The organism is Flavobacterium sp. GW821-FHT11G01 (genome assembly GCF_058808175.1).
This window is the reverse complement of sequence record NZ_JBXARK010000005.1, coordinates 126774-139463: the sequence shown is the minus strand read 5'-3', so window position 1 is coordinate 139463 and position 12690 is coordinate 126774. Positions and strand designations below refer to the sequence as shown.

General features: G+C 33.0%; 13 protein-coding genes. 7 read left to right on the top strand and 6 right to left on the bottom strand.

Annotated elements, in window-relative coordinates:
• Positions 1-311 precede the first annotated feature (311 nt).
• Positions 312-602 carry an HU family DNA-binding protein gene (locus tag AC1RRN_RS11290; protein ID WP_007805026.1) on the bottom strand — a complete coding sequence of 97 codons (291 nt, stop codon included), beginning with the start codon at positions 600-602 and terminating at the stop codon, positions 312-314.
• A gap of 140 nt (positions 603-742) precedes the next feature.
• Here AC1RRN_RS11290 and mutY point away from each other — a divergent pair, with 140 nt between their 5' ends.
• Genes mutY through gldD form a run of 4 tightly spaced genes read left to right on the top strand, consistent with a single transcriptional unit; the run spans position 743 to position 4147 of the window.
• Positions 743-1789 (top strand): A/G-specific adenine glycosylase, encoded by a 1047-nt coding sequence (gene mutY, locus AC1RRN_RS11285; protein WP_492967399.1) that lies wholly within the window; start codon positions 743-745, stop codon positions 1787-1789.
• 36 nt (positions 1790-1825) lie between these two features.
• Positions 1826-2266, top strand: a complete 441-nt coding sequence (locus tag AC1RRN_RS11280; protein WP_192186099.1) for a single-stranded DNA-binding protein — start codon at positions 1826-1828, stop codon at positions 2264-2266.
• Positions 2267-2289: 23 nt separating this feature from the next.
• Positions 2290-3585, top strand: coding sequence for a gliding motility-associated protein GldE (locus tag AC1RRN_RS11275; protein WP_492967398.1), 1296 nt, complete (start codon positions 2290-2292; stop codon positions 3583-3585).
• Position 3586: 1 nt separating this feature from the next.
• On the top strand, positions 3587-4147 hold the full coding sequence (gene gldD / locus AC1RRN_RS11270; protein WP_492967397.1) for a gliding motility lipoprotein GldD: 561 nt from the start codon (positions 3587-3589) through the stop codon (positions 4145-4147).
• Positions 4148-4189: 42 nt separating this feature from the next.
• Here gldD and AC1RRN_RS11265 read toward each other — a convergent pair whose 3' ends face one another.
• Positions 4190-4567 (bottom strand): heavy-metal-associated domain-containing protein, encoded by a 378-nt coding sequence (locus tag AC1RRN_RS11265; protein WP_492967396.1) that lies wholly within the window; start codon positions 4565-4567, stop codon positions 4190-4192.
• Between the two features lie 101 nt (positions 4568-4668).
• Between AC1RRN_RS11265 and AC1RRN_RS11260 the strand changes: the two genes are divergently transcribed.
• On the top strand, positions 4669-5535 hold the full coding sequence (locus AC1RRN_RS11260; RefSeq protein WP_492967395.1) for a DMT family transporter: 867 nt from the start codon (positions 4669-4671) through the stop codon (positions 5533-5535).
• A gap of 83 nt (positions 5536-5618) precedes the next feature.
• Here AC1RRN_RS11260 and AC1RRN_RS11255 read toward each other — a convergent pair whose 3' ends face one another.
• Positions 5619-7667 (bottom strand): insulinase family protein, encoded by a 2049-nt coding sequence (locus AC1RRN_RS11255; protein ID WP_492967394.1) that lies wholly within the window; start codon positions 7665-7667, stop codon positions 5619-5621.
• Positions 7668-7679: 12 nt separating this feature from the next.
• On the bottom strand, positions 7680-9002 hold the full coding sequence (locus AC1RRN_RS11250; protein WP_492967393.1) for a M16 family metallopeptidase: 1323 nt from the start codon (positions 9000-9002) through the stop codon (positions 7680-7682).
• Positions 9003-9276: 274 nt separating this feature from the next.
• Between AC1RRN_RS11250 and rplU the strand changes: the two genes are divergently transcribed.
• Together rplU and rpmA are read left to right on the top strand one after the other, a co-directional pair.
• Positions 9277-9720, top strand: a complete 444-nt coding sequence (gene rplU / locus AC1RRN_RS11245) for a 50S ribosomal protein L21 (protein WP_026983809.1) — start codon at positions 9277-9279, stop codon at positions 9718-9720.
• A 24-nt stretch (positions 9721-9744) separates the two neighbouring features.
• A complete protein-coding gene (gene rpmA, locus AC1RRN_RS11240) occupies positions 9745-10005 on the top strand; it encodes a 50S ribosomal protein L27 (protein WP_017497241.1) in 261 nt (86 codons plus the stop codon).
• A gap of 108 nt (positions 10006-10113) precedes the next feature.
• On the opposite strand, the gene AC1RRN_RS11235 is transcribed toward rpmA, so the two are convergent.
• Positions 10114-11778: a serine hydrolase domain-containing protein gene (locus AC1RRN_RS11235; RefSeq protein ID WP_492967392.1), complete on the bottom strand. Its 1665-nt coding sequence runs from the start codon at positions 11776-11778 to the stop codon at positions 10114-10116.
• 75 nt (positions 11779-11853) lie between these two features.
• On the bottom strand, positions 11854-12666 hold the full coding sequence (locus tag AC1RRN_RS11230) for a helix-turn-helix domain-containing protein (protein WP_492967391.1): 813 nt from the start codon (positions 12664-12666) through the stop codon (positions 11854-11856).
• Positions 12667-12690 lie beyond the last annotated feature (24 nt).

Here is a 12690-nt window from a genome sequence, read left to right as displayed (position 1 = left end):
TAAGATCTAAAATCTTATCTACAGATGGATTAAACAATATTTTTAACAGGTATTGAACCCGGGGAAAAGAAGATTAATAGAGAATAGAACAAAGAGAATAGACTTTTACGTCTATATTCTATTTTCTTTACTCTTTCATCTTTTTTCAATTTCAATGAACGTTTAAAAAGAAAAAAGTAGTTTAAAACTACTTTTTCTTTTTGTGACGGTTAGCTCTCGCTCTTTTTTTTCTTTTGTGAGTAGCTACCTTATGTCTCTTTCTTTTTTTACCACTTGGCATATCGTGTCGATTTTATGATTAATTAATAGTATTATTTTGCTTCGTTGTTTGTTTTAACTCCTTCTACAAATACTTTTGCAGGTTTAAACGCAGGAATGTTGTGTGCAGGAATTTTAATAGTTGTGTTTTTTGAAATGTTTCTTCCTGTCTTTTCAGCTCTGGTTTTTACGATAAAACTTCCAAAACCTCTTAGGTAAACATTGTCTCCAGTTTCTAGTGAAGTTTTAACTTCTTCCATAAAAGTTTCTACTGTTGCTTGAACATCTCCTTTTTCAAGACCTAGTTTCTCTGAAATTTTCGCTACGATATCTGCTTTCGTCATTTTCTTTCCTATTTTATTTTATAAATGATGTACTATTTTTTTGAGTTTGCAAATATAGGAATTAAAAAAATAATTAATCAAGCTAATTCGTTAAATTTTAATTACATAAACATTTACTTTTGTTTTCTAAGTATTTTACAATGGATTTTCATAACATATTGATAAGTTGGTATTTACAGAACAAGCGTGATTTGCCGTGGCGAAATACGACCGATCCGTACCTAATTTGGCTCTCAGAAATTATGCTGCAGCAAACTCGAGTTGCTCAGGGAATGCCCTATTTTTTCAATTTTACGCAAGAATTTCCTACAGTGTTTGATTTAGCAAATGCCTCAGAAGAGCAGGTTTTGAAACTTTGGCAAGGATTAGGATATTATTCTCGTGCCCGAAATTTGCATAAAACAGCTCAATATGTGGCAAATGAACTAAATGGCGTTTTTCCTGAAAACTACACAGCTTTATTAAAATTAAAAGGTGTTGGCGAATATACAGCCGCAGCAATTGCTTCTTTTTCTTATAATGAAGCGGTTCCTGTTGTCGACGGAAATGTTTTTAGAGTGCTTTCCAGATATTTTGATGTTGAATCAGATATTGGTCTCCCGGCAACTAAAAAAGAGTTTACTCAATTAGCCTACGAATTAATGCCAAAAGATAATCCCGCAATCTTTAATCAGGCAATAATGGAATTCGGTGCTTTGCAATGCGTGCCTAAAAGCCCAAATTGTATGGTTTGTGTTTTTAATGAAAGTTGCGCCGCACTGCAAAAAAAGAAAGTCGATGTTTTACCGGTAAAATCTAAAAAGACAAAAGTGACAAATCGATTCTTTAATTATTTGGTTTTAGAAGATGTTTCAGGTAATACTTTAATTCAAAAAAGGACAGCAAAAGGAATTTGGCATAATTTATATGAATTCCCACTTTTAGAAACAGATGAAATTGTTGGGTTTGATGTTGTTTCAAAAGCGGTTCAATTTGATATTTTTCCGTTCTATACTATTATAGGTATAGCCGAATGTGCAGAAACGACTGTAATTCATAAACTTTCGCATCAACATCTTCATATTCAGTTTTGGAAAGTGAAAATTAATGAAAAAATAGAGAACGGTGTGAATACCAGTGATTTAAAAACTTTTCCTTTTCCAATTGTGGTTTATAATTTTATAGAAAAGCAGGAAATAAATTGCTAAAAAAATGTATCTTTGGGGTAAATACCACTAAAAACTATGAACGGAACTTTAAATAAGGTGATGCTAATTGGCCATTTGGGCGATGACGTGAAAATGCATTATTTTGATGGAGGAAACTGCATCGGTCGTTTTCAGTTGGCTACAAATGAAGTATATATCAATAAAACGACCAACGAAAAAATAACCTCTACGGAATGGCATAATTTAGTTGTACGCAATAAGGCGGCAGAAATTTGTGAGAAATATTTATCTAAAGGAGATAAAATATATGTTGAAGGGCGTATAAAATCACGCCAATGGCAGGCCGAAGATGGTACAACAAAATATACTACCGAAATTCAGGTTACTGAGTTTACTTTCTTGACTACCAAAAAAGAAACAGGAAATCATAAGCCACATCAGGATCAGGAATCCACAAAAAATACTAACTTTGATGCGTCGAACGAAAGCTTGCCTATAAACGACTTGCCTTTCTGATTGTTTAACTAATCTTTTTTAATTTGGACCCAGAGCCCAGTTTATTTTTTACCACAACTTTAGACATCAATTTAATTATTGGTTTTGTCGGAATATTTATTTTGCTGTTCCTATCGGCAATTGTTTCAGGTGCCGAAGTAGCACTTTTTTCTTTATCTCAAAAAGATATCGATGAAACTTTGCAAGACAATCTCTCAAAAGGGAAAATTATTTCTAATCTTTTAGATAAACCCAAAAAACTTCTGGCGACCTTATTAGTAGCCAATAATTTTTTAAACATTGGCGTTGTAATTCTGTTCTCTTTTATTGGACAAAATATTTTTGACGATATCAGTTCGCCGGTTTTAAAATTTATTTTAGAAGTAATTCTTGTTACGTTTTTGATTTTGCTATTTGCAGAAGTTTTGCCTAAAGTTTATGCAAGCCGAAACAATATAAAATTTGCTAAGTGGGTAGCGTATCCAATTTCTTTTTTAGATAAATTACTGTCTCCAATTAGCTTGCCGATGCGTAGTGTTACTTTATATTTGCAACGTAAATTAGGGAAGCAGAAAAACAGTTTTTCAATAAATCAACTTTCTCAGGCTCTTGAACTTACAGATTCTGAAGGGACATCAAAAGATGAGCAAAAAATATTAGAAGGAATTGTCTCCTTTGGAAATACAGATACCAAGCAGGTTATGAGTCCGAGGATTGATGTTTTTGGTTTGGAAATATCGGAATCATTTGAAGCCATTTATCCGAAGATAGTCGAAAAAGGGTTTTCAAGAATTCCGGTTTATCGTGACAATATTGATCAGATTGAAGGCGTTTTATTCGTTAAGGATTTATTGCCGCATATTGACAAAAAAGAATTTGACTGGACCACTTTAATAAGAGAAGCTTTTTTTGTTCCTGAGAATAAAAAACTGGACAATTTACTAAAGGATTTTCAGAGCCTTAAAAGTCATTTGGCCATTGTGGTAGATGAATACGGAGGAACATCAGGATTGGTTTCTTTAGAAGATGTTATTGAAGAAATAGTAGGGGATATTAGTGATGAGTTTGATGATGAAAATCTGAACTTTTCGCAAATCGATGAAAAGAATTTCCTTTTTGAAGGAAAAATTAACCTGAAAGATTTTTACAGAATCATTGATGTTGATGAGGATATTTTTGAATCTCATAAAGGTGAGGCAGAAACATTGGCTGGTTTTATATTAGAAATTTTGGGTAATTTCCCTAAAAAAGATCAAAAAATAGCTTTTGAAAACTGTGTGTTTACAATCGAAACGGTTGATAAAAAGCGTATAAAACAAATAAAAGTAACAATAGAATAAAATGTTTAAAAGAATAATTTTGGTAGTGGTAATTTTGCTCACATTAACAGTTGTAAGCTGTAAAGACGAAGTTTTGCCTAAACCTGCAAGTTTCCTTAGATTAGATTATCCGGAAGCAAAATATGTTAATTTTGAAAATAATTGCCCGTTTGCTTTTGAAATGAATGAGGATGCTATTATTAAAGGGGAGAAGAATTGTGGCTTTGCAATTACTTATCCGAAAATGAAAGCTACAATTTACCTGACTTATAAACCGGTAAATGGCAATATCGAAAAATTACTGAAAGATGCTCAGAAACTAACATACGAGCATGTTATTAAAGCGGATGATATTTTAGAACAACCGTATTTAAATCCGCAGAAAAAGGTTTATGGAATGTTTTATCAGGTGGATGGAAACGCTGCTACAAACTCACAATTTTACGTGACAGACAGTACAAAACACTTTATAACAGGATCGGTTTATTTTTATGCTAAGCCTAATTTTGATTCGGTTATGCCGGCGGCGAGTTATATTAAAAATGATATGCAGCGTTTGATGGAAACGTTGAAATGGAAATAAAAAAAAGCGCTCATTTGAGCGCTTTTTTATGTTTAATTTTTATTACGATTTAATATTTGAAACTTTATACGTTTTCCCGTCTCCTGTTGCCTGAACAACTTTAGTTAAGTTTTCCTGGTTTTGAACCGTTTTGTCAAATACAACAGTAGCGGTCTTTTTGTCAAAATCAACAGTTGCTTTTTCAACTCCGTCAAGATTAGATAATTCTTTTTCGATAGTTTTGGCACATCCCATTGCGCAAGTCATTCCTTCGATTTCGAAACTTGCAGTTTGTACATTTTCAGCAGCAATTGCTTTGTGTTCTTTTGGAGTTGTTTCTATGGCTTTTATATTAGCTAAATTTTTATCTTCTTCTTTTTTACAGCTTACCAATACTAAGCCTGCGATTGCTAATGTTGCTATTGTTTTTGTAAATTTCATTATATATAGAATTTAAGTTGTCAATAAGTTCGTTGCAAAATTAATAAAATTCGAGAGGTCGGTTCGTAAAATTATTACAAATTTGCAGTAAAATACGTTTTATGGATGCAAAACAATTAAAGTGGGCTTATTTATTAGTTCTTTCATTAATCTGGGGAAGTTCTTTTATTTTAATTAAAAGAGGATTGGTCGGTTTAACAGCCGTTCAGGTTGGTTCCTTCCGGATTATTTTTGCAGCCTTATTTCTATTGATTATCGGCTTTAAAAGTTTGAAAAAGATTTCGCGTCGTCAATGGAAATTTGTTGCCATAACATCACTTTTTGGCACATTTACACCAGCCTATCTTTTTGCTATTGCTGAAACCGAAGTAGATAGTTCAATAGTAGCTATATTAAATTCATTAACGCCTTTAAATACTCTGGTGTTGGGAATCCTTATTTTTGGAATTCAGTTTCAAAAACGACAAGTTTTAGGGGTTTTTGTCGGATTGGTTGGTTGTTTACTTTTAGTTTTGAGTGGTGCATCGGCACATCCGGGACAAAATTATTATTATGTTGTTTTGGTGGTGATTGCTACCATTTGTTATGCAATAAATGTGAATTTAATTAAGAAGTATTTATCTGACTTGAATTCCCTAAGTATTACAACTGGAAACTTTGCAGTTTTGCTTTTGCCTGCGTTAATTATTTTAAGTACAACTGATATTTCACAAAGAATAAATTTTGAAGCAACACAATATTCGATTTTTTTCGTAATGATTTTAGGTGTTTTAGGAACCGGTATAGCGAATGTATTGTTCTTTAAATTAATCCAAATGTCATCACCGGTATTCGCAACATCTGTAACATATTTGATTCCGATAGTTGCCTTTTTCTGGGGATTATTAGATAATGAAATGCTTACTCCAGTTCAGTTTTTTGGAGCGTTTATTATTTTAATTGGAGTTTATTTATCGGCTAAAAAATAAATAAGCTTTGTCAAAGTTTTAAACTTTGACAAAGCCTATAAAAATCTTAGAACCTTAGTATCTTAGTGGCTCAGAACCTTTTTCTAAAGAAAATCTGCTTCAGAAACTCCTTCGTTTATCTTTATGTCAGACATTTTGATATCCAGTTCAAAACCTACATTTTGAATTAAATTAAATGGAACTTTTACTCCTTTTACTTCTCTGTAGTCATTGAAGTTGGTTATTTGTGCAGATGATTTTCCGCCTTGCTCACGAACTTTAGATTCTGCTACTTTTAAACCTGATTTTACATCATAGAAATAAGTGGTTTTACCATCTTTTATAGCATACGCATCGCTACCGTTAATTGGTTCGATTGAATCTACTTTTAAATCGGTTCTTTTGCTTAATTGTAATTCTTCAAACGGAGCCGCATTTGCTTTCATTTCGGCAAGATCGGTGCCTTCAAGGTTTTTGCGTTGTCCTTGTTGTTCGATATAAGCACCTTTTTCATTTACAACCTGCTTCATTAAAGTCATCGTTCCCATTGCAAGTGAAACCATCATTTTTCCTTTTGAATCTAATTTAGAAGTAAAAGTCAAAGGTCCTGGAGCTTGTGAAACAGTTGTTGTTCCGTTCATTGCCAATGTTTTTACAGCCGAAACTGTTTTTTCTCCTCCAATAGCTTTAAGGTAGTTTTCAAAAACTGTTTTTGCAGTAATTCCGGTTGGAGCTTCTTTTTTAGTAATCGGTTTTTCAATCGGATTTCCGTATTTGTCAAAATAATAAATCGGAATTTGAAGTTTTTCCAAGCCTGAAATCACATCAGAGCCTTTTCCTGCAATTACAATACGCATATTATCCAAAAGAAAATATTTATTGGCAACGCGGTAAATATCATCTGCGGTAACATTATTGATGGTTTGAATATATTTTTCGTAGAAATCGGCTGGAAGTTTTTCGGTTTCGATGTTAAGTGCATAACGGGCAACAGCCTGAGGTTTTTCAACCTGCATTACGAAACGTCCAATATATCCGGCTTTTACATTTTTTAAGACATCTTCAGAAACCTTTTGAGTTCTGATTCTTTTAATTTCTTCTACAAATTGTACAACTGCACTATCTGTAACGGTATTTCTAACAGCAGATGAAGCTTTGAATTTAGTTACATATTTTCCGCTTCCAATGCTTGAACTTGCACCGTAAGTCCAGGCATGTTTTTCACGTAAATTCATGTTTAAATAACTATTAAAATCGCCACCTAAAATTTGATTTGCAATTACTGCAGGAAAAAAATCAGGATCGCTCATTCTTAAATTTACGGTATTTATCAATGAAATTTCAGATTGAACGGCATTTGGAACATCAACGAAATCAATCTGAAGTTTAGAAACATTTACAGGATCCGGATATGTATTTTTTGGCGCAGCTTGTTTCTTCCATCCACCAAAAAGCTTTTCAACAGCTTCTTTTGTTTCTTTAAATTTAATGTCTCCAATAATTACTAAATAAGCATTTTCGGGCACAAAGTAAGTTGCATAATTCGCCTGAACATCTGCAAGAGTAACATTTTTAACCGTTTCTTCAGAAAGATATTCTCCGGCAGGATGATTTTTTCCGAAAGCCAGAACATCAACAACACGATTGGCGATTGCAGGAACACTTTTTTCATCGGCTTTAAGGCCTTCAAGCAATTTTGCTTTCTCCTTATCAAATTCTGTTTGTGTGAAATTGGGTTGTAAAGTTCCTTCGGCCAAAAGTTCTAAAACACGTCCCGAATATTTTGAAAGCGAACTTGCGTATGCACCTTGAGAGTTAAAATTGATGCTGGCGCCATAAAAGTCAATTTCCTCATTAAAAGCTTCTTTGGTAGTTTTTTTAGTACCATTTCCAATTAAGCTGCTGGTTAATTCGTCGACACCTTTTTTGTTTCCTTCAGTGAAAGGGGAATTGTCTAAAGTAAGATTGAAACTTACTCTTGGTAGTTTATGATTTTCAACCACCAGAACTTTCATGCCGTTTGCCAAAACAAAAGTTTGTGGTTTTTTGATGTTGACTACTGGCGAGTTGCCTGGTTTTGGTTGTGGACGATCTTGTGCTTGCATAATTCCAGTTAGGAATAAAAGGATTAAAACTGTATGTATTTTTTTCATGACTTGGTGCTCTTAATTTTGAACTTTTGTTGACGGAACATATTCTAAAACTAAACGTTGGTTCGGATTTAGATACTTTTTAGCAACTTCTCTGATTTCTTCTCTTGTAATAGAGTGATACAAATCAATTTCTGTATTAATAAGATTTACATCTCCATAAAGTAAATAATAAGAAGCCAGGTTTTCAGCAATTCCTTCAACGGTTGCATTTGCATTTACAAAGTTATTATCGAATTTATTCTGCAATTTTTCATAGTCTTTTTCAGAAATCAAATCCGTTTGGATTTTTACAATTTCTTCATCCATTTCTTTTAAGATGTCGGCCATAGTGTAAGTTCCCATTGGTAAGCCGTATAAAATGTACATTCCGTAGTCTTCCTGACTAAAACCTACAGCGCCAATTTGAAGCGCCATTTTTTTATCATCCACTATTTTTTTGTACAATTTTGAACTTTTTCCATCACTTAAATAAGAAGAGATCAAATCTAAAACTCTTGCATCTCTGGTTTTCATCGATGGAGTTCTATAAGATGCAATCACCATTGGAATCTGAATATTCGGATCTTCGTAAGTTGCTTTTATTGTTTTATTGATGGGTTCTTCGACAAAAGTTTGTTTTTTAACGACTTCACCTTTCGGAATTGGTCCAAAATATTTTTGAATCCATTCTTTCGTTTTGGTTTTGTCAAAATCACCTGCAACAACTAAAACAGCATTATTTGGTGTATAGAATTTTTTATTGAAAGCCTGAAATTCCTCTAAAGTTGCAGCATCTAAATCTTTCATAGAACCGATTGTGGTCCAGCGATAAGGATGTTTTTTAAACATATTTTCTTTTACAACAGGCAAAATGTTACCATAAGGCTGATTGTCGTAACGCATTCTTTTTTCTTCTTTTACAACTTCGTTTTGAGTATCGACGCCAATTTTATTGATAATTGGGTGCATTAATCTTTCAGATTCCATCCATAAGCCCAATTCTAAACTGTTTGATGGGAAAACTTCATAATAGTAAGTTCTGTCATCTGATGTGTTGGCATTGTTAACCCCGCCATTAGCGGTAACAATTTTCATCCATTCACCACGTTTTATATTTTGAGTTCCTTCAAATAATAAATGTTCGAAGAAATGCGCAAAACCTGTTCTGTCAGGGCGTTCGTCTTTTGAACCAACATGATACATTACCGATGTAATGACAACCGGAGCAGAAGGATCGTTATGCAAAATTACGTGCATGCCATTATCTAAATTGTATTCTTCAAAAGCTACTTTTTGAGCATGAGCAACTCCGCCGAGCATTAGTGCAGCACTTAACATCATTATTGAATTTTTCATAGAGATTAATAATTTATATTTACCTATTAATAATAGGTAGCCAAGACTTATTTATAGTTACATCAAAAATAAGTTTTTTTAGTTATGTATTGGGAATCTGTATCCATTTTCATGATACTTTAACAGTCCTTTACTTTAAAAATGATTTTTTATGTGGCTAAAACGCCTTGAAAAACAGACTTTAAGGTTAAATAAATATTTTTGAAATAAGAGATTGCACAGTAAATTATTAATTGTATATTTGCAACCTTAAAAATCAATAAATCAATTTGGTATGTATGCAATCGTAGAGATAGCAGGGCAACAATTTAAAGTAAGCAAAGACTTAAAGGTTTATGTTAACCGTTTGGCTAACGAAGAAGGTTCAAGTATTTCATTTGACAAAGTTCTTTTATTAGACGATAACGGAAGCGTAACTTTAGGCGCCCCAGCTATAGAAGGTGCTTCAGTAGAAGCTAAAGTGTTACAACACTTAAAAGGAGATAAAGTAATCGTTTTCAAAAAGAAAAGAAGAAAAGGTTACAAAAAGAGAAATGGTCACAGACAATATCTTACTCAAATTGTAATTGAAGGTATTACTGCAGCAGGTGGAACTAAAAAAGCAGCAGCTAAAAAAGCGGTTGTAGCAGAAGATGCTCCGGCAACTGAAGTTGAAGCAGCTCCAAAAGCAAAAAAAGCAGCAGCTCCAAAAGCAAAAAAAGAAGCTACTAAAGAATAATAACAATATTTAAACTCATACGTCATGGCTCACAAGAAAGGTGTCGGTAGTTCGAAGAATGGTAGAGAATCAGAATCAAAACGTTTAGGCGTTAAGATTTTTGGTGGACAAGCTGCTATTGCTGGGAACATCATCGTTAGACAAAGAGGTTCAAAACATAATCCAGGTGAGAACGTTTACATCAGTAAAGATCACACACTACACGCAAGAGTAGCTGGAGTTGTTAAGTTCCAAAAGAAAAAAGATAACAAATCTTATGTATCTATCCTTCCATTCGAAGCATAATCATTAGACTACTTATTATAAAACCCGTTCGCTTTTGCGAACGGGTTTTTTGTTTTCTATAGAATTTGAATTTGATTATCGGCGTATATAATAAAGAAACGGTAAAATTTATTCTTTTATTATAGAAGGCAGTATATAATCAAGTACAATTTTATCTGCTTGCGCATGTCCGTAAGGTTTGTTGTAAGCTTTCGAAGTGATAATAATTACCATAGGAAGGTTGTTGAAAATTATAAATTGATTTCCTCCATTTCCAGCGCAATAATAGGTTTTGTAACTCTTGCCTTCAAAAGAAAAAGTCTTATTCCAAAACAGATAACCATAGAATTGATTTTCTCTTTCGGGGATTTGGATTTGGTGTGTTAAAGTTTTTTGAATCCAGTTAGCAGGAATAATTTGTTTGTCCTTCCAAACACCATTATTTTTATACAATTGAGCATATTTAGCATAATCAAGTGAGGTCATTTGCAGGCTGCCTGCTGTATTTGCCACTTTTTGTGGAGTGTATTGCCATTTATAATTTGTTATGCTTAATGGTTTAAAAAGCTTTTCATCAGCATAATTTTCTAATCCGGCAGGAACAGATTTATTTAGAATGTCGCCTAGTAAAACTACGCCGGCTGTAAAATAATCCCATTTGCCGCCATTTGTTTTAGATTTATCCATAGGTAAGTCTAAAGTAAATTTTACCCAATTGTCTGTAGGATACATATTCTCTTCGTTTCCTGGAGAATCACTATTTTTATCAGAACCATTAAATGCAGAACTCATCGTAAGTAAATCTTTTATTTTTACGCTGTCCTTTTTTGCTTCATAATTTTGAAATTCTTTTAAATTATAGAAATTATTTAAAGTCTGATTTTCATTTTTAATGTGACCCTCTTTTATGGCAATTCCTATTAATGTTGATGCGAAAGATTTTCCTGCTGAGCGGGTATCATGCAAACTGTTTCTGTCTGCATCATTAAAATACTCTTCGATAAGCAGTTTTTTATCATAAACAACAACTACGCTTGTTATCTCCTTTAGATTATAACTTGCTATATCAGTATTTAGCTTTTCGATCTTCTTTTTATCAAAAGGAAAACTGGAGATTTCCCAATCGCTGTTTGGCAATATTGGCTGAACTTCAATTTGTTTAGCTGTTAGCTTGGGTGTTTTTATAATCAGCTGAATTTCTCCTTTTGCTATTAGATCTCCCGTTTTAACATCGTTATTTTTGGCATTTTTAAGATAAGGCCGAATTTCGATTTTGAGTTTATGTGTTCCATCAGTCAAAGCTCTCTCTCCGCCATTAAGTTTAAATCTGTCCCACATATACATCGCCCACCAGTCTTCTCCTTTGGAACTGGTTAGTGGAACTCTAAATGTTGTTGAAGTATTTTTGTTGCCTCCTGAGCCAAAATTACAGCCGTAATTGATGTTTTCTTTATAAATAAACATATCATCAATGTAAAAGCAAAATTGAAGGTTTCCTGTTTTTAAAAGTTCATCCGAAGTTAAATCAGAATTTAATTGATGTAGATAATTCGTAACAGAATTATTCATGAAAACTCTGATGTTCAAGTCTGATTTGCGTTTTAATTCGAAGGATTTTAGAAAATCAGATTCTTTATATTGATCTAATGGAATATTTCCATTCATAAAAGTAATCTTGCCGATATTGTTCTTGTGCAACTCGGTGGTGATGCCGTCGGTTTTAATTATATCATTATTTTGGGCTGAAGCGATGCTACAGAATACTATTGTCAATAAAAAGATTCGTTTTATCATTTGATTTTTTATAAAGTTAAAATGCAAAACTACGTCAGGGTAAATTCAGAAAATTGTACAGAATTAACATCTGTATTATTTTTTGAAAAGCAATTTTTTATGTTCGGAAGGATTTAACCCGTTTATTTCCCTGAAGGATCTGGTCAGATGACTTTGATCAGAAAATCCACATTCATAAGCAATTTCGGTTAAAGATTTGTTTCGCAGTGCAATTAAGGACAATGCTTTTTCAACTTTTAATTTTCGGATATATTCGCCTAAATTACAGTGAAAATATTTTGAAAAATCTCTGGAAAGATGAATAGGATGTATGTTTAGCATTTTTGACAAATAATCGAGTGTGATCGTTTCAGTAAATTGATCATGAAGAATTTCGTCAATCATTAAAACCCATTTGGGATTTTTATGCAAAATCGACTGAGCATCGCCATTTAATTTTGATAATATTTCGATCAATAAAGTTTGAGTTGAAAGATCAGACTGAGTATCATCAATTTTAGTTGCCCTAAAAATTTTATACATTAAAAGCTTAATGTCCGGATTTAAGATCGAGGTACTTCCTTGTAGATTTTCACTATTTAGAGTCAAACCATCAAACCACTGTTTTTCAATTTCAAGATGAAAACCTCTTGTAAAACCTTCTGGTTTAATATTGTAATGAGCTTCTTGCCAATTGTGAAATAACAAACTTCCGGGACCGCAATTGTAAACTTCTTTTTTATTACCTTCAATAACATTTCCCTGAAGGATAAATGTAAAATAAGCATGCTCATGATAATGCCAGTCTACCTTAGGATGTGTGTAAACGGTATCTGTCAACGTTATTCCGTCAAGCAAAATAGTTGTGTTAGTCTGACCGTAAAATTCGCCCTTTTTGGAATGTTTCATGATTATATTGCTTGCCTTCTGTTG